Source organism: Enterococcus sp. AZ197 (assembly GCF_050556405.1).
GTDB lineage: Bacteria > Bacillota > Bacilli > Lactobacillales > Enterococcaceae > Enterococcus > Enterococcus faecalis.
The window spans coordinates 2,013,115-2,038,770 of record NZ_CP187873.1 but is presented as its reverse complement, the minus strand read 5'-3'; the positions used below and the strand labels follow the sequence as shown (position 1 = coordinate 2,038,770).

The window sequence follows — 25,656 nt, the reverse complement described above, 5'->3', positions numbered from 1 at the left end:
GTTCAATATATTAAACTTTTGGATGATAAAAAGAAACAGAAGGAGCAACTATTTTGGAGATTAATACAATTATTGGCAATAATTTAAAAAAAATTAGACAAGAAAAAAAACTTACGTTAGATGAACTAGCTGGGATAACCGGAGTGAGTAAAGGGATGCTTTCGCAGATTGAAAAAGGAACCACCAATCCTACCATAAATACAATTTGGAAAATAAGTAATGGACTCAATGTTCCATATACGTATTTATTAGAAGATGACTATGTTAAAGAAAATCCCGTGGTTAAAAAAACTGAGACGGTAACACAACATTCTGAAGATCACTCCTATCGAGTCTTTAATTACTACTCGGACAACCAGGAAAGAAACTTTGAACTCTTTCAGTTTGAATTAGATCCAGGGAAAAAGTATCAAGCTGTTGGGCATTCAAAACGTTCGACAGAATATGTCATGGTTATTCAAGGAGCATTAGCTCTTGAAGTGGGCGGTCAGAGATACCTTCTTCCAAAAGACGCCGCTATGTATTTTGATGCTAATCAAGTACACACGTATATAAATGACGGAACAGAGAAAGTCCAAGCAGTCGTCATTAACTATTATACGTAACAGTGGAAAATAAACATTAGAAAATTGCTGCATCTGTTATTTTATGGACAAAAAAAGTAAACAATGCTACCCTAAAAATAATAGAAAATGAAAGATAAAAGAAGAGGTCAAAATGAATAAAAAAATTGAAAGTCTTGGTAATACAGCATTAAGTTTACTAAGTAATACGATTATTGTTGTGCCTTATTTACTTTACATTCAATTGAGTGATGGACACAACCTTCTAACAATTTTACCATTTGTCTTATTTTATACATTGCGTATGACAGGCATTTTTCTGGTTCGAGGAATTAATTTGTCTTTAACTAGTCTAGGTCTACTAAAGATTTCTCTATTGTTAGGCTTGGCAGGCTCCTTAATTGGGATTGCCGGCGCTTATTCTTTCCCGCTTTATAGTATTTCAGGAATGTTGTTAGGACTTAGTGGAGCGTTGTTGCCACCAAGTAATCAATCAATTCGCTTTTTCTTAAAAGAAGAAGGTCAAAAAATCAGTCATAGCAATCTTTTAACGACAGTCTTATTGACCGCTGTTTTATTTGGCGCTTTATTTTTTAAAGCGACTGAGATTGGACTGGCGTTATTGGTGTACGCGCTCTATTTTCTGGTTGCTTTAGTAGCAATCAAGAGCTATCCTGTTTCATTAAACGAGCTAGAAGAAGAATCAGCAGAAGTTTCACGAAAAGAATTAATTCTGTTTGTTATCTTTTTTGTGTTATTACTTTTATTAAGAAGTGGTCGCTTATTAACGAATGCGGTGGAATTTGATTATGCGATTGTTGGCGCCTGCTGTTTCTTTGTGGTGGCTGTCCTTTTCGTTAGTCATTATGGCAAACGCGGTGCGTATAAAGTATCATTAGAAATGAATCTTGCGACCTTGATTAACGGGATTGTCGGGAACTATTTATTTTTATTTGGCTCCATTTATGTTGCAGGGGTTTATGGCAGAGCTCATATGGGCATCTATCTCTATTTACCTTATGTTTTAGGGATGATTTTTGCAATGATTGTAGCTAGTAAAACGAAACAATGGTCAAACAACATACCAATGGTTGGTCTGGCGGGAAGTTTGGGAATATTACTTCTTACCTCGTGGACTATTTTAGGCCTGTTTCTCTTGAGTTTTTTCAAAAGCACATTGAATAGCTTTTTAGCTAGGCGATATTATCAAGAGACAGATTTGCCAAAAGATAGCCGCATCCTTATCAAATATACAACACAAACAAAAGGGAGTTTATTCCATCAATTTATTTTGATGGCGCTTATGTTAGTCACTGTAGTAGGCAAAGGTGGCACGACACAATTTTTATTAGAATTGACTGGCGGCAAAGGCATTTCAATGCAAACAAGTCAATTTTTAACTTTAATTAAAAATAGTAACTCGCTCTTAGTGTTATTGTTTATTGCAGTTTATTTCGTGGTCGTTTTTCGTCAAAAGAAACGATAATTTACAAATATTCATAAAAAAAATACTTGGAAAAACAGTGATTGTGGCTGATTTTCCAAGTATTTTTTTATGAAAAGATGTTTTTTTTTTTCGAAGATTCAAAAAAAATTAATCAATTGTTTCATTTTTAACAAGCTATTATTAGGTTATATGAATTTTATTGAAAGGGGATTAGTATGAAGAAAAAAACTTTTTCTTTTGTGATGTTGAGTATACTTCTCGCACAAAATTTCGGGTTTGCCGCAAATGCCTATGCTGTAACAACGACAGAAGCACAAACAGAGACCACTGATACAGCAAAAAAAGAGGCAGAGTTATCGAACTCAACACCATCTTTACCTTTAGCAACAACGAATACTTCAGAAATGAATCAACCAACTGCAACAACTGAATCGCAAACCACAGAGGCGAGCACAACAGCTTCCAGTGATGCTGCTACACCATCTGAACAACAAACAACGGAGGACAAGGATACCTCACTTAATGAAAAAGCCCTACCAGATGTTCAAGCGCCAATTACAGATGAACTACTTGACAGTATGAGTCTTGCGCCGATTGGTGGAACAGAATACAGCCAAACAGAGGTTCACCGCGAATTAAATACAACACCGGTAACCGCTACGTTCCAATTTGCTGTTGGAAACACAGGTTATGCACCTGGATCAGTTTATACAGTTCAATTACCAGAACATTTAGGTTATTCAACTGTTAGCGGAGATGTGACGGGCATTGGCGCAACTTGGGCAGTCGATGCGGCAACCAAAACATTAAGTATTACGTTTAATCAACGAGTTTCAGATACTTCCTTTAAAGTAGAATTAAAAAGTTATCTAACAACAGAGGCGGAACCATTAATCAAAATTGAAACTCCAGGAAAAAATAAAAAAACCTACTCGTTTGATTTATATGAACAAGTGGAACCAATTCAATATAACGAACGAACCAGAACGACGGGGTTAGATGGCGAAATTTTTTATAATTTAGACCGGACGTTAACTGGCAATCAAACATTAGAATTATTGACAACAGAGACGCCAGGCGCTGTCTTTGGAAAACAAGATAACTTGGAACCTCAAGTTTTCAGTTACGATGTCGACATTAATGGTCAAATTTTACCAGAAACGCAAACCCTGTTAACACCTGGCAAAGATTATACATTAAGCGATAATTCACTAGGGCGGATTGCTATAACTGTTCCAAACATGAATCAACAAAAAGCCTATTCCTTATCGATTAATCGGACAATTTATTTAGAGAGTGCTTCGGACTATAACTACTTATATTCGCAGCAGTATCCAACAACAAAAATTGGGTCAATTTCTTTGAAAAGTACGACAGGAACTAAACAAACAACCGATTTTACTGCGAAGACTAGTCAAACAAGTAAAGTAATTGCTGATCGTGAAATGCGTAGTATGTCCTATATCAGTTTTCAAAGCAAAGGGAAATATTATGTAACAATTTATGGCACGTTAACAGAAACAAAAGTGGGTCAACAAATCGTATTAGAGAGTACAAATGGTCAAGAAATTAAGAATCCTAAATTTACGGCGTATGGTCCTTTATATGAAAATGTAAAATTGGAAGACTATTTTGATATTAAAACTGAAGGTGGCAAGCTTACCTTAACGGCCACAAAAGATAGCTATTTAAGAATAAATATTTCTGATTTAACAATGGATTTTGACAAGAAGGACATTAATCTATCATTAAGTACACCTGTAATTGGTCCCAATAAAGCCATTCAATTAGTATCCGATCAATATATTGAACCAATTAGTGTTGTTAATCCTTTGAATGCTGAAACTGCTTGGGGTAATTATGATCAAAATGGTGCCTATTCATCAAGAACAACTGTCTCAGTTATGGGAAGCAAAGAGACACCGATTCAAAATTTAGAAATTAAAGTAAAGCATCCTAATTATCTTTCATTGCGAGCTACAAAAGAAATTTATTTTTATTACAAGTTAGGAACGGATTATACAGTAACGCCAACGTCAGATGGTTCAGTTATTAAGTTCACTACGCCAATAACCAACGAAATCCAAATTCCAATTGGTTTTAATTATGTGCCCGATAGTTTGCCAAAAGATAAAAGTATCCCAGTCGATACGATACCGATAACAATGAGTGCTGAAGGTTTAACTCCAGTTGATACGACAGTAACTACTAATAGTAAGCGTGGTTCTGAACGAACACTTCAAAGTAGTAAAAATCAATTCCTTGTCAATGCACGAAATGATTCTTTTGACTCACTAAGCGTCCGTACAAAAATTCCAGCTGGCGCCGATGTTCTTTTTGACATTTATGATGTTTCAAACGATCAGGTAGATTCAATTTATCCACAATACTGGGATCGTGGCTATTATTTTGATAAACCAATGTCACCAGACAGTCCTGGATACCCAACGATTACTTTTGACGAAAATACCAATAGTTACACGTTTGATTTTGGAAAAACCAACAAACGTTACATTATTGAGTATAAAAACGCCAATGGCTGGATCGACGTGCCAACTCTTTATATAACAGGGACAGCTAAAGAACCACAATCGAATAATAATGAAGGGTCTGCTTCGGTTTCTGTTCAAAATGAAGCGTTAGACATTTTGAGTGCAACACAAGCGGCGAATCCAACATTAAAAAATGTAACAAAAACGACAGTAACAACAAAAAATATTGATAATAAAACACATCGTGTGAAAAATCCAACGATTGAATTAACACCCAAAGGCACAACCAATGCTCAAATCGATTTGAATTCTATTACCGTGAAAGGCGTGCCAGAAGATGCTTATTCATTAGAGAAGACTACAAACGGTGCGAAAATTATTTTTAAAGACTATACATTGACAGAAAACATTACGATTGAATACAATACTGTCTCTGCAAACGCTGGCCAAATCTATACAGAAACAACAATCGACTCTGAAACATTGGACCAGATGTCTGCTAACAAGAAAAAAGTCACCACTGCACCAATCACATTGAAATTCTCAGAAGGTGATGCGGAAGGTATTGTTTATTTAGCAACTGCCACATTCTATACGCATAACATAGAGGATGAAAACCAAGCAATTGCGAAGGTTTCTTTTGAACTAATTGATAATGTCACGCATACAGCAACCGAATTTACAACAGATGAAAAAGGTCAATACTCCTTTGATGCCATCATGACAGGTGATTATACTTTGCGAGTAACGAATGTACCGCAGGAATATTCCGTGGATGAAGAGTATTTGACAGGAAAAGCCATTAAGCTGGTCAAAGGAGACAATCAACTAAAAATTCCATTAACTAAAACAATTGATCACAGTCGCTTACAAGTCAAAGATACAACGATTTATGTGGGTGATTCATGGAAACCAGAAGAGAACTTTGTTTCAGCAACAGATAAAACAGGTCAAGATGTTCCCTTCGAAAAAATCACTGTTTCAGGTCAAGTTGATACTAGCAAAGCAGGCGTTTATCCAATCGTATACAGTTACGAAGGTAAAGAAGAAACAGCTAATGTGACCGTCAAACCCGACCAATCTAAGTTAGAGGTCAAAGATTCAACGATTTATGTCGGCGATAAATGGAAACCTGAAGATAATTTCGTTTCAGCAACAGATAAAACAGGTCAAGACGTTCCTTTTGAAAAAATTGACGTTCAGGGAACAGTGAATGTTGATAAAATAGGCGATTATGAAATTGTCTATAAAAATGGCACAAAAGAAGCGAAAGCAATCGTTCATGTCCGTGATGACAGTCAGTTAGAGGTCAAAGATACAACAATTTATGTGGGTGATAAATGGGAAGCAGAAGATAACTTCGTTTCCGCGACAGACAAAACAGGTCAAGACGTTCCGTTTGAAAAAATTGATGTTCAGGGAACAGTGAATGTTGATAAAATAGGCGATTATGAAATTGTCTATAAAAATGGCACAAAAGAAGCGAAAGCAATCGTTCATGTCCGTGATGACAGTCAGTTAGAGGTCAAAGATTCAACGATTTATGTCGGCGATTCATGGAAACCAGAAGAGAACTTTGTTTCAGCAACAGACAAAACAGGTCAAGATGTCCCATTCGAAAAAATCACCGTTTCAGGTCAAGTTGATAACACCAAAGCAGGCGTTTATCCAATCGTATACAGTTGCGAAGGTAAAGAAGAAACAGCCCATGTGACCGTCAAACCCGACCAATCTAAGTTAGAGGTTAAAGATACAACGATTTATGTCGGCGATAAATGGAAACCAGAAGATAATTTCGTTTCAGCGACAGATCGTGACGGTCATGCTATATCCTTTGATAAGGTTCAAGTAAAAGGGGAAGTTGATACAAAGAAAACAGGAGAGTACCAGATTTCCTATACCACTGAGCCAGTTAATGAAACCAAACCAGCTGTGCAGTCACGACTTTTCTCAATGTTTTCAAACGAAACACCTCGTCAATTAACGACAGTAGCAACTGTTCATGTGATTGATCGTAATCCTACACCACTACCAGATAAAAATGAGAACAACCAGACTAGTTCCTCAACGAATCAAACCACGATAAAACGTAGTCAGTATGTCACACATATTGTGAAACCTGACAAGCAAGGACGTTATCCAAAAACGGGAGAACAAACTAATGGTCTATATCGTGTGCTAGGACTTGTTGTGTTACTTATTGTGATTATTAGTGGTATAGTCATCAAGAAGAAACGAAAATAATTAAATGAGCGTGGGGCAAAAGTTTAAAGTAACTTTTGTTCCACGCTTAAAAGATGAATAAGTGCATGAATGAGGGTAGCTGTTTCCTTGGAAAATAGGAAGTTTTACAAGTGATTTTTATTTTAAGAACACCTATTAGCAGGTTTTTTTGTTAGGATAGTTATTTTTATGAAATAGTTTGGAGGAATAATAAACGAGATGAACCAGCGAACTATTTATTATGGTAGTATCGGCACAGCCTTATTTCTTTCTTCAGGAATGTTGATTGCTTCAGTGAATAGCTATGCAAACGAAGCGACAACACCAGGCAAATACACCGTGACTTATGAAGTGGATGGCAAAATTGAAACAGCAACCATTACGGTCAAAGAAAATCAAACGGAACTTAAATTAAAAGACACGTTTTTAGGAGTTAATCAAGCATGGTCACCCTTAGACAATGTCGTTTTTCTAAAAGATAAAGAGGGTCGCCCTTTAAATTTAGAAAATGTAATTATAGAAAATAATGTAAATACTCAAAAAGTAGGCCTTTATTTTGTAACCTTCCGTTACGAGTCATACCTTTCTATTGCGAAGGTGTATGTCAACCCTACTAATTTTGCTGCAGAGGGGAATATGCTTGCAGAGCTTCCTTATAGTAAAGCAATGATTGGCCCAGAAAGACCAATTATTGCCTCGAGACAGGACAAGGAGCAACAAACAAAACAGGAGAAAAAGAAAAATAAAATTGAACAGGAACGAGTAAATAAAAAGGTGCTGTTAAATGATGAGTTGTTGAAAAAAATAGATACGATAGCCCCAGTGGAAATTACTGGAGGAGCGACAAGTGGGTCCTCTCAATTTGGCACCACTTTAAGCTTCCTGTCAGGCTCACTTTTGTATGGAACAAGGAGAGTTTAAATGGAATTCTTGTTATTAGATGATCGGGAAAATTTAAAATTAGCGATTATTAGAAAGTTAGAGCAACAATATTCATTTTCTGAACGAAAAGATCGTTTATGTAAGCAATTAGCTATTTCTCCTTATTTGCTAGAACGGAACATAACAGAAATCAATGCAGATTTGCAACGCTTTGGTCTGATTAATGAGATGGAAATCAGTGAAAAAAATAATGAAATTTTGTTATCTCAAAGCCTTCGTATTTCTTCAAGTATTATTGAAGAATATTATTTAAAAGACTCGTTAGAATTTAATCTATTAAAAACGATTTTCTTTCATCAGTTTACCTCAATCAAAAAATATGGTGAAAAGCACGGGATGAGTCGAACGGTTGTATATAAAATTGTTGACCATATCCGGAAAGAATTAGGTCAATACGGTATTAAGTTATCCAAAAATTTACAACTTAGCGGCAATGAAATGGCGATTAGACAATATTTTACTATGCTTTATTACCGAATTTACAAAGATTCTGAAGAATTATATAATCAAACAGATCTTCGCGCAGTGAACCAATTATTGGCTCAATTGAAAGGCTCTTATGAAAATATCACTAATTTTCATTTATTTAAACATTATGTATTGGTGGCGTTAGAACGAACGCAAAGAAAAGCTAATTATTTTTTATCCCAAGAAGAAAATCCATTCGCTTTTGATGAAGAAAGTTCGATTTATCAAGAAATTCAATGTTGGATCAACGAAGTGATGAAGGCGACTCATGCAGAGAAAAACGCAGAAATTCAAGGAATTATCGGCAATTTATCGGTCTATCAAAGTGAACTTATTTCGGAACATTTGCTGAGTTCTCACAATGAGGCAATTACGGCTACGAAAACATTATTCTTTTCTTATATGCCGTTTACAATTTCGGACGAAGAATTTTATCAAGAAATTGTTCCGATTATTTATCAACATCGTTTTATTACACCGTTTATCGATATCACCTTACGAATTATGGATTTAGAATTTTTTCAGGAACGCTACCCAATTGTTTTTAATAGCTGTCGTCAGTTTTTATTTGCGTTGGATTGCTCGGCGTTTGAGTTTAGTAAGCTTTCTTTATTTTTTGATTTGCTATTAGTGTTATCCCGTCTTTATGACCAAAGGAATGAAAAAAGCACGATCAATCTTTATGTGAATTTTACGCAAGGAGAAAAATATACTCAGTTTATCAAAGAACAAATCAAAATATTCGAATCTTTCAGCATTCACTTTCATTCAGCGATTCGACCAGATACTGATTTAGTAGTTTCGGATTATTTACCAAAAACGTTATTTTCAGTAAAATGTTTAATTTGGTTAGCGCCCCCGCGAGCCAGTGACTGGCAAAATTTTGGCAACGAAATTGTCCGAATTAATAAAGAGCTACAACAAACGAAACAAAGAAAAAGCGAATAAAAACAGTCGCAACGTGTTTTAGTTGCGACTGTTTTTTGTTACTGAATGTTTATAGTAAACTTTCTCATTATCACTGATGTAAAAAATTTTAAATAAAAGCCAAATAGTATTGAAGAAAAAGAAAAAATTGCTAGTGAAGGACCAATTCTCTAAAGTTTTTCTCAAATATAGTAGAATTCCTTTCTTTTCTTCTGTGAGAAAGATATAATAAAAAACGTATGAACAAAGGAAAAGGGATGACGAATGAATAGAAAAGAGAAAACAAATTTAGATAGTCGAATTGATTACGGCGTGATATTACCAGTTTTTCTTTTATCACTAATTGGTATGCTATCGCTTTACGTAGCGCTTTACAATGATCCAAGCAAACCTAAAATTGGTAGCTTGTTAATGAAACAAGGACTGTGGTATTTAGTCGGAGGATTAAGTATTGTCATTATTATGCATTTTAGCTCAAAATTACTCTGGCGGTTAACGCCCGTTTTTTATGCACTTGGATTAGTATTAATGGGATTACTACTGAAATTCTATGACCCCGTGCTAGCAGAGCAAACAGGTTCTAAAAACTGGATTCGCTTTGGTGGCACCACATTCCAACCATCGGAATTGATGAAGATTGCGTTTATTTTGATGTTGGCCTATATAGTGACCATGCATAATGTTAAATATGTGGACCGAACACTCAAAAGCGACTTTTGGCTAATCGCTAAAATGCTATTAGTCGCGATTCCGGTAATTGTTTTAGTACTTTTACAAAAAGACTTCGGGACGATGTTAGTTTTCTTAGCCATTTTTGGGGGAGTTTTCTTAATGTCTGGCATTACTTGGAAAATTATTGTGCCAGTTTTTATTTTAGCTGCTCTAGTGGGGGCAGGAACTATTTACTTGATTACAACAGAAACAGGTAGAGATTTATTGTCTAAGTTAGGGGTCGAAGCCTATAAATTTGATCGGATTGATTTATGGCTAAATCCTTTCCATACAGATCCAGATCGCTCATTCCAACCAGCGCTAGCATTAACAGCAATTGGTTCTGGGGGCCTTTTCGGAAAAGGCTTTAACGTGAGTGATGTGTATGTCCCTGTTCGTGAGTCAGATATGATTTTTACAGTTGTTGGTGAAAACTTTGGCTTTATTGGTGGCTGTTTCATTATTTTGTTGTATTTTATTTTAATCTACCGCATGATTCGCGTTTGTTTTGATACAAATAATGAATTCTATGCCTACATTGCCACAGGAATTATCATGATGATTTTGTTCCATGTTTTTGAAAACATTGGAGCGAATATTGGTTTACTACCATTAACTGGGATTCCATTACCGTTTATTAGTCAAGGTGGTTCTTCCATTTTAGGTAACATGATTGGGGTGGGCTTAATTATGTCCATGCGTTACCAACAAGAAACGGTTCGTACCAGAAGTGGTCGTTAAAGAAAGAAGAAAGAAGGGGTAGAAATGTACACACTTTATGAATATCCTAAATGCTCAACTTGTAAAAAAGCGAAAGCGTGGTTAGACCAACAAGGCGTTAAATACCAAGCAATTGATATTAAAGCAACACCGCCTAGTAGTGAACAATTAGCAAAATGGATGAAAGAGATCGGCTTGCCTGTTCGTCGTTTTTTTAACACAAGTGGGGTTTTATATAGAGAACAAGGCTTAAAAGATCTTGTTGACAGTTTTTCTATTGAAGAAGCAAGTCAGCGTTTAGCTGCGGATGGCATGTTGATTAAGCGTCCAATTCTCTTAAAAGACAATACATTTCTAACGAATGGTTTTAAAGAAGCAGATTACGAAGGAGTGCTTGGAAAATGAGTGAAATGAAACAAATCGATCAATTATGGATCGTACCAACAGAAGCAGGTTATAAAATTGGTTTAACCGCCGAAGCCCAAGAGGATTTAGGAAAGATTACTTTTGCAACATTTCCCAAAGTCGGACAAACATTAGCTAAAGGTGACTCTTTAATTGAATTAGAAGCAGAAAAAGCAGTCAGTGAATTCAGTAGTCCATTATCTGGTAAGGTAGTTGCGATTAATGAAGCGGCTGATCAAGAGCCAAGTGCATTAGATGAAGAAAATGCCTGGATTGCTGTTTTAGCAGATGTTGAACCAACAGAATTTGAAAATCTTTAGTCTTACGTTGACAAGGCCAATGTTTATTGCTATAATTTTCTCAATCTAATCAAAAGAAAGCTTTGAAAAGAAGAGTACATGTTAAGGACGTTTGAAGAGAGCCCTGTTTGCTGAGAATGGGTAACAGATTTAAGATGGAAGATGGTCTTTGAGCAGAGTAAGTGAGCGAAGCAGTGAACTTACTACGGGGCGCCCGTTACAGCCAACGGTATGCGAAGAATCAAGTACCGTATGAGGTTATTATTGAGAAATAATAGCGAATTAAGGTGGTATCACGAAATGACAAACTTTCGTCCTTTTTGCTGTAATAGCAAAAGGATGGAAGTTTTTTTGTTTTTATTAAGCAAATTCGTTTCATAAAAAGTGCGAAACCTTCAAAATAAGAAAGTAGAACAGAAAGAAGAGGAGAACAAAATGGCATTAATTGAATTACGTCATGTAAAAAAAGAGTTTTCCGGTAAAGCGGGTAAAGTCACGGCTTTAAAAGATATTGATTTAACGGTTGAATCAGGTGATATTTATGGCATTATTGGCTATTCAGGTGCAGGAAAAAGTACGTTGGTTCGCCTATTGAATGGACTTGAAACACCTACAGAAGGTGAAGTAGAAATTCAAGGACAAGATATTGCATTGTTGCCAAATAAAGAACTACGAAACTTCCGTAAAAAAATTGGGATGATCTTTCAACATTTTAATTTATTATGGTCACGGACGGTCCTAGAAAATATCATGCTCCCATTGGAAATTGCTGGCGTTCCAAAACAAAATCGGAAAAGCCGCGTAGAAGAGTTAATCAAGTTGGTTGGTTTAGAAGGACGGGAAACCGCCTACCCAAGTCAACTCTCTGGTGGGCAAAAGCAACGAGTGGGGATTGCCCGTGCCTTAGCTAACAATCCTGACATTTTGCTTTGTGATGAAGCAACGAGTGCTTTGGATCCGCAGACAACTGATGAGGTGCTAGAATTACTACTAAAAATCAACCAAGAATTAAATTTAACGGTTGTATTAATTACCCATGAAATGCACGTGATTCGTAAAATTTGTAATCGCGTAGCCGTGATGGAATATGGTGAAATTGTTGAAGAAGGTAAAGTAATCGATATTTTCAAAAAGCCTCAAACAGAAATTGCGAAACGCTTTATCCAACAAGAAGCGGATAAAAACATTGAAGAAACGGAACTGGTTGTTGAAGAAATGTTGGAACAATATCCGAATGGGAAAATTGTTCGCTTGCTTTTCCACGGTGAACAAGCGAAATTGCCAATTATCTCGCATATTGTCCAAGAATATCAAGTAGAAGTTAGTATTATTCAAGGGAACATTCAGCAAACAAAGCAGGGTGCAGTGGGTTCTCTTTATATTCAATTATTAGGCGAAGAGCAAAATATTCTAGCAGCCATTGAAGGATTACGTAAACTTCGTGTAGAAACAGAGGTGATTGGAAATGAATAATCGTGGCTTAGCAAGTTTCTTTGATTTTTCCCAAATTGATATAAGTAAACTACAAGAAAAAACGATTGAAACACTTTATATGACAGGGATTTCAATCATAGTGGTCGCCATTTTAGGGCTGATTTTAGGACTACTACTTTTTGAAACGTCAGGCAGAAAAGGGATTTTGAGCCGATTACTGTATTGGCTAGTGGCCATTTTTGTAAATATTTTCCGTTCGATTCCGTTTATTATCTTAATCGTTCTGTTAATTCCTTTTACAAAAATTATTTTAGGGAGTATGTCTGGTGTTAAAGGCTCCTTACCAGCATTGATTATTTCCGCAGCACCTTTTTATGCTCGCATGGTCGAAATCGCTTTTCGTGAAGTCGATAAAGGCGTGATTGAAGCAGCCAAAGCAATGGGGGCCAACCGTTTCCAAATTATTTGGAAAGTTCTATTACCAGAAAGTCTGCCAGCGCTTGTTTCTGGCTTAACCGTTACAACCATTTCTTTAGTGGGCTACACTGCAATGGCAGCTGCTATTGGAGCGGGCGGTTTAGGAAGTTTGGCGTATCAAGATGGCTTCCAACGTGGTCAAAATACAGTTACCTTAGTAGCAACGATTTGTATCTTAATTATTGTCTTTGCGATTCAATGGATTGGGGATACAGTCGCTAAAAAAATAGATAAACGATAAATGGAGGGAATAAGATGAAAAAACGTACATTATGGTCAGTAATTACTGTAGCAGTAGCTGTCTTAGTTTTAGGGGCTTGCGGCAATAAAAAGAGTGATGACTCGGTCTTGAAAGTTGGAGCTTCACCAGTTCCACATGCAGAGATTTTAGAACATGTAAAACCTTTATTAGAAAAAGAAGGCGTAAAATTAGAAGTGACGACTTATACAGATTACGTGCTACCTAACAAGGCGTTGGAAAGTGGCGATATCGATGCCAACTATTTCCAACATGTGCCGTTCTTTAATGAAGCGGTTAAAGAAAATGATTATGACTTTGTGAATGCAGGTGCGATTCATTTAGAACCAGTTGGGCTTTACTCGAAAAAATACAAATCGTTACAAGAAATTCCTGATGGTTCAACGATTTACGTTAGCTCTTCCGTTTCAGATTGGCCACGCGTATTAACTATCTTAGAAGATGCTGGTTTAATCACGCTGAAAGAAGGGGTAGACCGGACAACTGCTACTTTCGATGATATTGATAAAAATACTAAAAAGTTGAAATTCAATCATGAAAGTGATCCAGCAATCATGACCACTCTTTATGACAATGAAGAAGGGGCTGCGGTTTTAATTAACTCAAACTTTGCCGTGGATCAAGGATTAAATCCGAAAAAAGATGCGATTGCCTTAGAAAAAGAAAGTTCACCTTATGCTAATATTATTGCGGTTCGTAAAGAAGACGAAAACAATGAAAATGTAAAAAAATTAGTCAAAGTGTTACGTAGCAAAGAAGTTCAAGATTGGATTACAAAAAAATGGAACGGTGCCATTGTTCCAGTCAATGAATAAAAAGAAAATGACAATAGAATAAAAACTTGAGGTCGGGACAGGCGTGTTAAGCTTCAAGAAATAAGAAGAAAGTTCTGAAAGATGCTTTTTGTCTCTCAAGGACGTTCAGCTTATTTCCGAAGAAGCTGCTCCTGTCCCGTTGTTTATTTAAAATTTTAGAGCTAGGCAGATACATCATGTTGATTTACTTGCCAAGTCTAAGTTTTTTTCTTTTAAAAAAGGACTATAAATGATAAAGTTACAAGGAATTTCTTAATTATCAGGAAAATTCAGGGACTATGCATAGGCATTTGCATTAGTTATTGTTATAATAATTAAGATAGATTTTTTGGAATGGAGGGAAAAAGATGTTACGTTTTTTTCCGCAAAAAAATAAATATGTAGAAGAAGCAAGCCAGTACGCCTTTGATAAAGAAGGCCAAATTCCGCAGCACATTGCCATTATTATGGACGGAAATGGCCGGTGGGCACAGAATCGAAGACTGCCGAGAATTGCTGGACATAAAGAAGGCATGGATACGGTCAAAAAAATAACGAAGCATGCTAGTCATTTAGGCGTTAAAGTTTTAACACTTTATGCATTTTCAACGGAAAATTGGAAGAGACCAACAGATGAAGTCAATTTCTTAATGCAATTGCCTGTTGATTTTTTTGATACATTCGTGCCTGAATTAATTAAGGAAAATGTTAAAGTCAATGTAATGGGCTACCAAGAGTTTCTACCAAGCCATACGCAAGATGCTGTTAAGCGCGCCATTGAGCAAACCAAGGACAATACGGGCATGGTTTTGAACTTTGCTTTGAATTATGGGGCGCGTGCGGAGCTACTAACTGCCATGAAACAGATTGCTGCAGAGGTTTCAGAAAAAGCATATACGGCAGATGAGATTACAGAAGAAACGATCGCAGATCACTTAATGACTGGCTTTTTACCCACGGAACTTCGTGATCCAGAATTGTTGATTCGAACAAGTGGGGAAGAGAGAATTAGTAATTTCTTGCTATGGCAAATTGCTTATAGCGAGTTGTTTTTTACAAAAGCATTATGGCCTGATTTTTCAGGAGACACTTTAGAAACCGCGATTGCTTCTTTCCAAAATCGTAATCGTCGTTTTGGTGGTCTAAAAGAAACTACAGAAACAGAAGGGAGCGATCCGCAGTGAGACAACGTGTCATCACAGCTATCGTCGCATTAATCATCTTTATTCCAATTATCTGGTATGGTGGTTTTGCAATTGAGATTGCCGCTGTTGCTTTGGCAGTAGTCGGCGTGTACGAGTTATTCCGTATGAAAGGATTAACGTTATTAAGTTTTGAAGGTGTTTTATCAGCATTAGGGGCCGTTTTTTTAGTTATCCCGACAATTAAATGGTTAAACTTTTTGCCGGAAATGCAAACAAATTTCATTTTATTTTATGTCACTGTAATGTTGTTGTTAGGTGCTTCGGTAATTTCTAAAAATACATATACGATTGAAGAAGCTGGCTTTCCAGTTATTGTCAGTTTATATGTAGGGATGGGGTTCCAGAACTTTATTAGTGCCCGTTCCGCAGGTTTTGAAGTCTTGTTATTTGCTTTATTCATTGTCTGGGCAACGGATATTGGTGCATATCTATTTGGACGCCGATTTGGTCGTCATAAATTGATGCCCGATGTTTCACCCAACAAGACAATAGAAGGTGCACTTGGTGGTATTTTATCAGCCGTCGTTGTAGCAGCGTTGTTTTTAGTTTTCACAGCTAATAAAGGGCTATTTCCTTATCCGATGCCGGTGATGCTCATATTGACGGTTCTATTTTCTATAGTAGGGCAATTCGGTGATTTGGTTGAATCTTCTATCAAACGTCATTATGGCGTGAAAGACTCTGGTAACATCTTGCCAGGACATGGTGGTATTTTAGATCGTTTTGATAGTTTATTATTTGTTTTCCCAATTATGCACTTATGTGGATTATTTTAAATTGATTAACAAAATTTAAAAAAGTATCGTCAAATAAGCAAAAATCCAGAAGAGTCTCTCTTCTGGATTTTTGCTGTTTATTGGGTTAGTTTAGGTACCTTGTGAGTTATTTAATTTATAAGAGTAATTGTATAAAGGCGGCTAAAGTTTCTAAAAATTAAATAGGTGATCGGATGTTAAATATCTGAACATTCAGAGGGAAAGTCGATTGTTAAAAATTAAATTATAACAATCGAATAACACTGGAATGTTTATTTCAATAAAGCCATTGACGTTTAGCATAGATAAATTTATACTTAAAAGAAGAAAAACAAAATAATGTATTTTACATGCTTGTTCAATCGTGGTGAGAGTTATTCATAAATTTAAGCAAGTAAAGAGAAGATAATTTAGAGATTTGTGAACGCGTTCTTCATACAAAATTATAGATTAGGATTATATTTTTGATAATCTAATGTAAAGGATTAATTCAATGAAAAAATTTTTAGAGAATAGTATACATCAAGCCATAAAAGCTTGTTTTTTCTTTTTAGGTAAACTACCTAAAAAGAAGTTATTTATTTTTGAAAGTTTTCATGGAAAACAGTATAGTGATAATCCACGTGCAATTTTTGAGTACATAAGAGATAACTGTCCTGAATATCAATGTATTTGGGCAGTCAAAAAAGGATATGAGATACCTTTTGTGGAAGAGAATGTTCCTTTCGTCAAACGATTAAGTTGGAGATGGCTATGGTTGATGCCAAGAGCTCAGTATTGGGTTTTTAACACACGGATGCCAGCCTGGATGTATAAGAATCAAACAACAATCTATATACAGACGTGGCATGGGACCCCTCTAAAGAAACTGGGGTTAGATATTGAAACAGTCAAAATGCCAGAGCATGAAACAGAGAGCTATAAACTAGAAGTCATTCAAGAAGCAAAGCGTTGGGATTATCTCATCTCACCTAATGCATACAGTACAAGAGTGTTTCGACAAGCCTTTCATTATGAAGGGGAAATATTAGAAATAGGTTATCCAAGAAATGATTTGTTAGTTTGTGAAAATAAGGACAAAATAGCTTTTTCTGTTCGCAATCAGCTAGGTCTTGCAGCTAACAAAAAAATTATTCTCTATGCGCCAACATGGCGCGATGATGAGTCTATCCGAAAAGGAGCCTATCGTTTTACCAATCATTTGCCAGTTGAACAACTTTTAGAAATTGATTCTTCTATTGTAATACTTACACGATTACATTATTTAATTGCAGAAAGTTTTGATATAAGTGCATTTGGTTCACGTGTAATCGATGTTTCTTCTTATCCAGATATCAATCAACTTTATTTAATCGCTGACTTATTAATTACAGATTATTCATCGGTTATGTTTGATTTTGCATTAACAAAAAAACCGATGCTATTTTTTATGTATGATAAGGAAAAGTATCAAAATAGTACAAGGGGATTCTATTTTGACCCAACAGCAATTTTGCCTGGGAAAATTGTGACAGATACGGATAGCCTAGTAACGTCTGTAAAAAACGTATTGTTTTCTAAAACGGAACAGGAACAACGTTTATATGTGCAGTTTTTTCGTGAATTTTGCCTTGAAAATCAGGATGCCACTAGACAGCTGATTTCAGAAATTTTAAAGAGATAAAAAGCCGGAGGGTGTAGGTTGGAAAAACAAAAAGAAGTCCAAAAAGAATATGAAGAGTATCAATATATGTTAGATACTGAAACGTGGAAAAAGGAGTTAAGTCAATTTAAGCTGTTTTCTTCAGAAAAAATATCAAAAAATCCTAAAGTCTCAATCATTATTGCTAATTACAATAATGCACCATATCTTAAAAAGATGATGGATTCTCTTGTTCAACAAACCATTGGGATCGAGCAATTGCAAGTGATGTTTATTGATGATTGTTCCACAGATCATTCGTTAAAAGTAATAGAGCCATATCTTGAAAGATATCCGAATATTGAAATTTATCAGCTACTTGAAAACACTGGAGGCGCTCACGGCCCAAGAAACGTAGGGATTGTAAATGCACGTGGTGAGTATAGTGTCTTCTTAGATGCAGATGATTGGTATGATTTAAATGCATTGAAATATTTATCAGACCTACTAGATGACTCTCACGATGATTTTGCTGTTTCTGGTCTAATACAGAGTACGGATGGCCACTTAATGTTAAAAAGTAAGCCATATTATGTGGATGGGTCATTTAAAAATCGGTCTATCCAAGAATTGCCAGCTGAATTTTATGGTTGGTTGGGACCGCAAGCTATCATGTTAAGAACTTCACTGATACACAATAATAATTTACACTTTGTTAATCAACGGGTGGCTGATGATGTGCTGTTCTTTTATGAAGCCATGCGATTTTCAAAAACCATTACACAAGGGGAAAGGTTAACGACTTATTTAAATCGAGATGCAGATAATGAAAGTTTAAGCAAATCAATTAATCGGACATTTATGCTTTCTTGGTTGCGTGCGTTAAGTTATATTAATCAACAGTTTCCAGATGATTTGTCTAAAGAACGGATGTTAGCACGCCGTTTAGAATGGCTAATTTATGACTTTTGTATTCGGAGGGATACTGGATATCCATTCAGTAAAAAGCGATTACAAGACTTTAAAGTACAGATGGATCAGTATTTAGGTGAATTAAATTTTGATCCTAGTCCGTATTTTAGAAGTGATGTGCGTCAAATCATTTGGACATTTTTACAAACTAACGATATTGATGGTTTGTATTGGTTTATTCAATGTCAGTCCATTCGTTGGGTGTTAGTCAATCGCTTTGGTTATGTTTCAAAAACAGAGAAAAGTTATTATTATCCAAGATTATTGAAACGATTCCCAGCAGTTCGCATGAATGCTTATGCAGAAGCAACGCAACGTGATGGCAATACGCTTTCTTTAAATGTGTATACACACCAAAAAATTACAGGATTTGAAATAAAAGAGCTGAAAAATCCTTTTGAAACAAGACAGAGGCTGGCGTTTAAAAAAATTAGTGAAACTAGTTATCAGGTAGAGTTGCCAGAAAAATTTTCAAATAAAGAAAGTAGATTTACGATAGTTTTTGATAATTATTTAGAAATTGGGGTTAAAGATTTTAGTAAGTTTTTTGCTTAAATTTTGTCCGTTTAAATCAGGATATTTTGAGTATACAACTATAAATGATAAGTGAGGGAAATTTGTTTTATGGAAAATGTGAAAGTGTCAGTCATTGTACCCGTCTATAACGTAGAAACCTATTTAGAAGAGGCATTAATGAGTTTGAAAAACCAAACATTGAAAGAAATTGAATTCTTAATTATTAATGATGGCTCTACTGATAATAGTCAAAAAATTATTGAAGAAATTGCACAAGATGATCCACGTTTTCGCGTTTTCAATGTTAAAAATGGAGGAATTGGAAAAGCCTTTAACTTGGGTGTTTCAGAAGCAAAAGGTGAGTATATTGCTGAATTTGAAAGTGACGATTATGTAGCATTGCATGCCTATGAGCGTTTATACAATACGGCTAAAAGTCATCATGCAGATGTTGTCCGTTGTAATTGGGTTGAATTTTCTTCTGAAGAAGAGGTTGAGCGAGATATATTATGGCAATATCCCGATAAATACAATCAATTGATTGACTTAAAAACGACGGATTTAATTGTACAAGTTTATCCATGGAATGCCATTTATAAAAAAAGTATGATTGAGAAAGAAAACGTAACTTGGGATGAGGAAATTAAAAGTTATGGGGACACTGGTCTATTTTGGAAAATCAATTCAGCATCTCAGAATGTTATTTTTATTAAAGATTGTTTGTATTTTTATAGACAAGACAACCCAAATTCGACAGTAAATAATGTGGCAACAAAGGTTCCTTTCTTGTTTCAACAATTTAAACTAATTCGTTCAAATTTAATTGAACAAAATAAATTTGAACGCTACAAAGGTTATTTTTATAAACAAATGTTCGAAAAATACTTTTGGGCGATTGAAAAATTAACCCATTTACGTGATGAGTCGGTTTATGAAGTGATTCAAAAGGTGGCAGTAGATTTTAGACAAGCTTTAGAAACAGACCAGCTGAATGATATCGATTTTGAATACATCAAACAATTTTATCAAATTGCAAATGATCCAGCAGCTTATTATGAGGACTACTTGAAAAATCTGTATAAAGTTAGTGTTGTCATGCCGATTCACAATGCTTCAAAATATTTAAGACAAACATTAGAAACTGTTTGTGAGCAGTCTTTACGTGAGATTGAAATCATTTTAGTAGAGAATGGCTCTACAGATAATACCATGGATATTATTAACGAATTTGCAGTAAAAGATCCGAGAATTACGGGGATTTCTATTGGCAAAAGTAATCCTGGACACGCAAGAAATGTGGGCATTTCGATAGCACGAGGACGGTATTTGCAATTTCTGGATGCAGATGATCATTTTGAAGCGAATTTATTACAAGACGCTTATTATCGTGCATATGATAGTGCAACAGATATTCTGTTATTTGGCATGAAAGAAAAGTTACCAAATGGAGAAGTGCACGTTGTTCACAATCCATTACTAACTAATGGTGGACGTATGTCTGGTGAAGAAATTTCATTGGATGAAGTAACTCCTTATTTATATGACAAATTATTTTTATTAGAATACATCAAAGAAAATAACTTGGTAAACTTAGAACAATTTGTTGGCGAGGATGCTTATTTCACTTATACAGCATTATTAGGTACCGAAAAAATTGTTGCACTAAACAAATATTTGCTGACACGAATCGTTAGACAAGATGGCTTGATGTCTACGTATGGAATGAATTATCGTGATGAGTTCAATTTACATGACAAAATGTTGGAGTACTTAAAACAACATGCTCCAAATCGAATTGAAGCATATCGGTTAAAAATTATTAATACATTAAACTGGTTTATTTTTGACATGAATCGTGTTGATCAAGCATTTAAAGAACGTTTCTATCAAGAATTAAAAGAGAAATACATCCAACAACTAGGGCTAGACTTAGTGAAAAAAGAAAAATATTCTAATGATCCAGAACAAGTAGAGCGTATCACACGAATCCAAAATATTTTACAATACAATCTAGAAATATATCAAAATATTTATAAAGATTTTGGGATGAAAAAAACCTTCATTATTCCGAATGTTCATATTCAAGAGCGTGGAGGTAAAGTAATTTTTGGACAAGAGAAAGCCCAGGGAAATGGGACGGCAATTGAAATGTTTTCAATTATTATTGCAGATAACGATACAAGCAATGCCAGCGGAGTAATTGATTTCGTTTATATGGGTGACAATACAAAAATAATTCATGATAGTTTATTAGTATCTTTATTAATTAAAAAAGAAGGTACTACTTTAAAATCGATTGTTTTACAAGCCGAGTGGGAAAAAGGCTATACCTTACTACAAGAAAATATGTATTATACTTTCGTAGACAATGTTTTTACAATTTGGGCGGGCTATACTCAAAAATATGCAGCATTTGATTACAATGTTCGAATTTTGACTTCTCGAGAAGGGGAAACACATTTTAGTGTCGTTCGACAAAACCAAGGCTATATCCAAGATACAATGACAAGTATTGGTAACGAATTAACACCTATCAATAAAATTGAAGGAAATGAACCTACAACAATTAAAAAAGCTGTATCAAAAAGTCTTAAAAAAGCAAAAGGGTTGTTGAAATAGAAAGATTTTAAAGGAGATTAAAAATGAACGATTTATGGAATTTTTTAGATAATCATCCTGAAGAGAAAGAATTGATAAAGGCAAAAGCATTACAAGGTTATACAGTTGATGGAATTTTAAATGATCAACTTAATTTTGTTGCTCTAGATACTCTATCTATTGGTCTGGAAAAATTTGGAAATATTCATTATAGTATCCAAATCCCAGAATTTAATGAATTACTAAGTAAGAAGATGGTAGTACTTTTTGTTCCTGCGGATGGAGTGGGACACTCTGGCGCCAAAGAAAGATATTTTGGATTGAGACAATGGAATACCCTGTCTCAATCTGTTCGAAAAAATACTATCATTCTTAGAATAGCTGATGTTGGCTTTGTGTCAGGATCCTATTACACATTATTTGAGCAAGAAATTTTGGATTTAATTGAAGCAAAGAAAACAGAATTTGGACTGAAGCATCAAGATATAATCTTCTATGGAAACTCTAGAGGCGGAACGGGAGCGTTATTATTAGGTATTACAGGTAATTACAAAACAGTTAGTGTAGATCCAGTAATTGATCGAGAGCCTTGGGTAAACAGCGCGGATGGTAGAATAGATCGCCAGTTAATGTTTGATTTCGTAGAAATGGATTTTTCAAACCGAATAAAAGATAAGATGGAACAGTCAAACTATGAATTAGAAAACATTACGGTGATTGCTTCTGAAGCAAATAAAAAAATGTATGAGAAAATTTACCCCTTATCTAATGGTTTTACCTTGAAAAAATTAGAATTAATGATTGATTCTGAAAATACAATTGGTATACACGGCCTTACGATAATGGAAAGTATTCATTTACAATTAGCGTTAATAAATAATTATTTATTTGATTAAGTAACAGAGAAAGTAGGAGCGGAAAAATGAAAAAAGCAGCAATTATGGGCTGGTGGTATAACCAAAATTATGGATCAATCTTAACATACTATGCTCTAAACAAATATGTACAGAATAAAGGGTACGAGACGGTTATGATTGATGGACCACTAGGTTATAAAAACAGAAGTAACTTTCGAGCATGGATGCCTTTAGCGTATAATTTTTTTAAGAAAAATAATATGCCCTATACTGAGCAATTAACAAAAGAAACGTTACCGACATTGAACGATTTAGAAAATCTAGATACCTTTATTTTAGGCTCTGATCAAATGTGGAATCCGTGGAATGGTTGGGTAGACGACGATGATTTCTTAGATTTTGTTTATCCTCGTAATAAAACAATTGCTTATTCTGTTTCATTAGGAAAAGCAGATACAAGTAAATATGATCCTAAATGGGTTGCAAACCGCAAAAAAGATATTACACAGTTTAATCATGTTTCTATGAGAGAAGATTTTTCTGTACAAATTATGAAAGATATTTTTCAAGAAGAAGTTATTCAGGCTTTGGATCCAACCTATCTTGTTGAAAGAAGTGAATATGATTCTTTAGCTGATCAAGCTACGTTTAAACGACAAGAATCAGGAGATTATATGGCTGTCTTTTTCTTGGATATTAACAAGGAAAAAGTTCGTGTAGCACTAGCGATCGCAGAAAAATTGGGACTGAAATTAGTGGTCTTGCCTAATCCTTTAAAAGGACGTGAACTAGCGAAAAAAACGTTTCCTAATACAGTAGAATATGTTTCTGAAGATACGCCAGAAAATTTCTTATCTGTTTATCGAGAAGCAAAATATATTATTACTGATTCGTTTCATGGCACTGTTTTTGCGACTATTTTCCAAAAACCGTTTTCAATTTTTTATAATGAACAACGTGGAATTGACCGCTTTAATAGCTTGATGAACCTGTTTGAGCTTGGCGAAACTAGACGTGTCTATGAGCAAAACACAAAACAAGAAATTGAAGAAAATAAAAATATTAGTTTAGCACTTGACTATCAAAAGACCGCTGGAAAGATTGCTAGAGAAAAAGAGATTTCAGATAAGTGGTTAACCGATGCGTTGACAAGTAAATTTAGCCCAGATGAAGACGAAGTATATGATGAATTTAGACGATATATTATCAATAAACCTTTGGATTTTTATCGAGCTAAAACAACTGTTCCGATTTCCGCAGCAATTGTTTTATCGCCAAATGGTACGATAAAAAATTCCAATCCTAATGAAAGCTTTTGGAAGCTAACAGATAAAGAATTAATTTTTATGAATAATCATCGTGAAGTCACTACAAGATTTAATCGTGAAAAGTTTAAGGGAAAGGAAACGTTCAGTCCTTTTAGAATCGTCGGTAAATATGTGAAAGATGAAAAAATCGAACATGTTATGTATTTGCATCCGATACAAAAACCTAAGCCTAAACCGAAACAAGGCACAGAAAAAAAAGCATTAGCAATTCCCGAGAATCTTTTAACAAGAAAACAATTAATTATGAAAATTGTGCAAAATGAGAGAATTCGTTCGTGGAAACAAGATCTTTTAGAAGAATTACCAGATTTAGAGTTATTTGTAGGTCGTGAATTAAAAGAATATGCTTCGAATTTTGTTGGTGGTCCAGCAGATCTTTTAATTTTTCCAAAAACGATAGAAGAAGTTGCTTTAATTGTAAAATATGCTAAAAATAATCAGATTCCTTTAACTGTTATCGGTAAAGGTTCAAATATTTTAGTCCGTGATGGTGGTATCCGTGGGATTACTTTAAATATGACTGCCTTGAATTATCGTAAAATTACGGGGAATGTTTTAACAGTTTCGGCAGGTGCAAGTTTAATTGAAACATCTTATTATCTACTAGAACACTTGAAATGCGGTTTAGAATGGGCAGATAATATTCCAGGAACCATTGGTGGCGCAGTTTATATGAATGCTGGGACAGTTAAGGATATTAATAGCATGTTTCTTGAAGCTACGATTGTAGATGAAAATGGAGAAATTAAAGTTTTAAATAAAGAAGATGTTCAATTTAGTCATCGCTATAGTTCATTTATGGATCATCCTGAGTGGATTATTCTAGAAACTAAATTACAGATTTCAGAAGGTAATTTAGAAAATATGGTAAATGACATGGTAGGAACTGTCGAAATTAGAGAAAGGATGCACCCACTAACACATCCAAATCATGGGTCAACTTTTACTTGGGGACGGGCGCCTCGATTAATTCAACAAGCTGGCTTAGTTGGTACTAGAATTGGCGGAGTAAAAGTATCTGAAAAACATCCAGGTTTCTTTATCAATGTTGAACAAGCCTCTGCTCAAGACTATGAAGCATTAATTTATTTAATTATTGCAAAAGTTTATGAATTTTCTGGATTTTTATTAAAACCAGAAGTGAGAATTTTAGGTGCAAATATGTGGGAAGCAAGTTTAACTTTTAAATAAACAGGGGAGTGTGTGACATGAAGAAAATAATCACAATAATTGTGTCTTTAGCAATTGGTATCGGTTGTGGTTTTTGGTCAGGATATTACATCAGTAAAAAATATTCAGAAAACCAAGAGACAACTATTTCCAAAAGTACTAACTCAGAACAACCTTTGATTACAAATGGAGAGTATCAAGTAACAGCTAATTGGGATTGGAAAACATTAGTTGTTAAAGATAATGTGTGGACATTGGATGGCAAACGTATTTATGATGTTTCCACTACAAATGATAATATTGTGATTTTAAAGGGAAAAAATTTGAAATCACTTGTAGTTTATAAAATAGAAAAAGATAACGAAAAAATCAACTTATATTCTTACACAAAAGAAGGCGTTGGGAAAAAAGTATTAGCTACTCTAGTGAAAAAATAAATAATGCATTTGGTGTTTGAAATAAATTGAAAGTAA

The 25,656-nt window shown here is 34.9% G+C and carries 19 protein-coding genes and 1 other annotated feature; all 19 genes read left to right on the top strand.

All coding sequences use genetic code 11. From position 1 onward, the window contains the following. The first annotated feature begins 53 nt into the window (after nt 1-53). Nucleotides 54-605: a helix-turn-helix domain-containing protein gene (locus IGK82_RS09765; protein WP_002362234.1), complete on the top strand. Its 552-nt coding sequence runs from the start codon at nt 54-56 to the stop codon at nt 603-605. Between the two features lie 112 nt (nt 606-717). After that, nucleotides 718-2,049, top strand: a complete 1,332-nt coding sequence (locus IGK82_RS09760) for a hypothetical protein (RefSeq protein WP_002409658.1) — start codon at nt 718-720, stop codon at nt 2,047-2,049. A 176-nt stretch (nt 2,050-2,225) separates the two neighbouring features. Beyond that, nucleotides 2,226-6,746, top strand: a complete 4,521-nt coding sequence (locus IGK82_RS09755; protein ID WP_123836466.1) for a bacterial Ig-like domain-containing protein — start codon at nt 2,226-2,228, stop codon at nt 6,744-6,746. A 198-nt stretch (nt 6,747-6,944) separates the two neighbouring features. Then, nucleotides 6,945-7,646, top strand: a complete 702-nt coding sequence (locus IGK82_RS09750; RefSeq protein ID WP_016622333.1) for a bacterial Ig-like domain-containing protein — start codon at nt 6,945-6,947, stop codon at nt 7,644-7,646. Then, nucleotides 7,647-9,083 (top strand): helix-turn-helix domain-containing protein, encoded by a 1,437-nt coding sequence (locus IGK82_RS09745; protein WP_002370475.1) that lies wholly within the window; start codon nt 7,647-7,649, stop codon nt 9,081-9,083. 243 nt (nt 9,084-9,326) lie between these two features. After that, nucleotides 9,327-10,514, top strand: coding sequence for an FtsW/RodA/SpoVE family cell cycle protein (locus IGK82_RS09740; protein WP_002356636.1), 1,188 nt, complete (start codon nt 9,327-9,329; stop codon nt 10,512-10,514). A gap of 24 nt (nt 10,515-10,538) precedes the next feature. Beyond that, nucleotides 10,539-10,898 carry an arsenate reductase family protein gene (locus IGK82_RS09735; RefSeq protein ID WP_016622335.1) on the top strand — a complete coding sequence of 120 codons (360 nt, stop codon included), beginning with the start codon at nt 10,539-10,541 and terminating at the stop codon, nt 10,896-10,898. 5 nt (nt 10,899-10,903) lie between these two features. After that, nucleotides 10,904-11,218, top strand: a complete 315-nt coding sequence (locus IGK82_RS09730; protein WP_002413422.1) for a glycine cleavage system protein H — start codon at nt 10,904-10,906, stop codon at nt 11,216-11,218. Nucleotides 11,219-11,271: 53 nt separating this feature from the next. Continuing rightward, nucleotides 11,272-11,519: a binding site (T-box leader), on the top strand. Between the two features lie 113 nt (nt 11,520-11,632). Next, the gene (locus IGK82_RS09725; RefSeq protein ID WP_033624638.1) at nt 11,633-12,670 is read left to right on the top strand and encodes a methionine ABC transporter ATP-binding protein; all 1,038 of its coding nucleotides are present in this window, start codon (nt 11,633-11,635) and stop codon (nt 12,668-12,670) included. After that, nucleotides 12,663-13,349, top strand: a complete 687-nt coding sequence (locus tag IGK82_RS09720; RefSeq protein ID WP_002362617.1) for a methionine ABC transporter permease — start codon at nt 12,663-12,665, stop codon at nt 13,347-13,349. Before IGK82_RS09725 ends, IGK82_RS09720 begins: the two co-directional genes overlap by 8 nt. Before the next feature lie 14 nt (nt 13,350-13,363). After that, nucleotides 13,364-14,182 (top strand): MetQ/NlpA family ABC transporter substrate-binding protein, encoded by an 819-nt coding sequence (locus tag IGK82_RS09715; protein ID WP_002359679.1) that lies wholly within the window; start codon nt 13,364-13,366, stop codon nt 14,180-14,182. A 347-nt stretch (nt 14,183-14,529) separates the two neighbouring features. Further along, the gene (locus IGK82_RS09710; protein ID WP_002362225.1) at nt 14,530-15,345 is read left to right on the top strand and encodes an isoprenyl transferase; all 816 of its coding nucleotides are present in this window, start codon (nt 14,530-14,532) and stop codon (nt 15,343-15,345) included. Next, nucleotides 15,342-16,142, top strand: coding sequence for a phosphatidate cytidylyltransferase (locus IGK82_RS09705; RefSeq protein ID WP_002380622.1), 801 nt, complete (start codon nt 15,342-15,344; stop codon nt 16,140-16,142). Before IGK82_RS09710 ends, IGK82_RS09705 begins: the two co-directional genes overlap by 4 nt. Before the next feature lie 472 nt (nt 16,143-16,614). Continuing rightward, nucleotides 16,615-17,784: a CDP-glycerol glycerophosphotransferase family protein gene (locus IGK82_RS09700; RefSeq protein ID WP_002367103.1), complete on the top strand. Its 1,170-nt coding sequence runs from the start codon at nt 16,615-16,617 to the stop codon at nt 17,782-17,784. A gap of 18 nt (nt 17,785-17,802) precedes the next feature. After that, nucleotides 17,803-19,269 carry a glycosyltransferase family A protein gene (locus IGK82_RS09695; RefSeq protein WP_002380621.1) on the top strand — a complete coding sequence of 489 codons (1,467 nt, stop codon included), beginning with the start codon at nt 17,803-17,805 and terminating at the stop codon, nt 19,267-19,269. Nucleotides 19,270-19,338: 69 nt separating this feature from the next. Next, nucleotides 19,339-21,849, top strand: coding sequence for a glycosyltransferase family 2 protein (locus IGK82_RS09690; RefSeq protein WP_010709761.1), 2,511 nt, complete (start codon nt 19,339-19,341; stop codon nt 21,847-21,849). Between the two features lie 23 nt (nt 21,850-21,872). After that, nucleotides 21,873-22,724 carry a casular polysaccharide biosynthesis protein CpsF gene (gene cpsF, locus IGK82_RS09685; protein ID WP_002367100.1) on the top strand — a complete coding sequence of 284 codons (852 nt, stop codon included), beginning with the start codon at nt 21,873-21,875 and terminating at the stop codon, nt 22,722-22,724. A gap of 26 nt (nt 22,725-22,750) precedes the next feature. Beyond that, nucleotides 22,751-25,204: a UDP-N-acetylmuramate dehydrogenase gene (murB, locus tag IGK82_RS09680; RefSeq protein WP_002359685.1), complete on the top strand. Its 2,454-nt coding sequence runs from the start codon at nt 22,751-22,753 to the stop codon at nt 25,202-25,204. A gap of 17 nt (nt 25,205-25,221) precedes the next feature. Next, a complete protein-coding gene (cpsH, locus tag IGK82_RS09675; RefSeq protein ID WP_002387128.1) occupies nt 25,222-25,620 on the top strand; it encodes a lipoprotein CpsH in 399 nt (132 codons plus the stop codon). Nucleotides 25,621-25,656 lie beyond the last annotated feature (36 nt).

Excerpts from the sequence above, each read along its gene's own strand:
- IGK82_RS09735 (WP_016622335.1), top strand. The coding sequence starts at position 10,539 with ATGTACACACTTTATGAATATCCTAAATGCTCAACTTGTAAAAAAGCG.
- IGK82_RS09760 (WP_002409658.1), top strand. The coding sequence starts at position 718 with ATGAATAAAAAAATTGAAAGTCTTGGTAATACAGCATTAAGTTTACTA.
- IGK82_RS09740 (WP_002356636.1), top strand. The coding sequence starts at position 9,327 with ATGAATAGAAAAGAGAAAACAAATTTAGATAGTCGAATTGATTACGGC.
- IGK82_RS09725 (WP_033624638.1), top strand. The coding sequence starts at position 11,633 with ATGGCATTAATTGAATTACGTCATGTAAAAAAAGAGTTTTCCGGTAAA.
- IGK82_RS09755 (WP_123836466.1), top strand. The coding sequence starts at position 2,226 with ATGAAGAAAAAAACTTTTTCTTTTGTGATGTTGAGTATACTTCTCGCA.
- IGK82_RS09710 (WP_002362225.1), top strand. The coding sequence starts at position 14,530 with ATGTTACGTTTTTTTCCGCAAAAAAATAAATATGTAGAAGAAGCAAGC.
- IGK82_RS09730 (WP_002413422.1), top strand. The coding sequence starts at position 10,904 with ATGAAACAAATCGATCAATTATGGATCGTACCAACAGAAGCAGGTTAT.
- IGK82_RS09700 (WP_002367103.1), top strand. The coding sequence starts at position 16,615 with ATGAAAAAATTTTTAGAGAATAGTATACATCAAGCCATAAAAGCTTGT.
- murB (WP_002359685.1), top strand. The coding sequence starts at position 22,751 with ATGAAAAAAGCAGCAATTATGGGCTGGTGGTATAACCAAAATTATGGA.
- IGK82_RS09750 (WP_016622333.1), top strand. The coding sequence starts at position 6,945 with ATGAACCAGCGAACTATTTATTATGGTAGTATCGGCACAGCCTTATTT.
- IGK82_RS09690 (WP_010709761.1), top strand. The coding sequence starts at position 19,339 with ATGGAAAATGTGAAAGTGTCAGTCATTGTACCCGTCTATAACGTAGAA.
- cpsH (WP_002387128.1), top strand. The coding sequence starts at position 25,222 with ATGAAGAAAATAATCACAATAATTGTGTCTTTAGCAATTGGTATCGGT.
- IGK82_RS09715 (WP_002359679.1), top strand. The coding sequence starts at position 13,364 with ATGAAAAAACGTACATTATGGTCAGTAATTACTGTAGCAGTAGCTGTC.
- IGK82_RS09745 (WP_002370475.1), top strand. The coding sequence starts at position 7,647 with ATGGAATTCTTGTTATTAGATGATCGGGAAAATTTAAAATTAGCGATT.
- cpsF (WP_002367100.1), top strand. The coding sequence starts at position 21,873 with ATGAACGATTTATGGAATTTTTTAGATAATCATCCTGAAGAGAAAGAA.
- IGK82_RS09720 (WP_002362617.1), top strand. The coding sequence starts at position 12,663 with ATGAATAATCGTGGCTTAGCAAGTTTCTTTGATTTTTCCCAAATTGAT.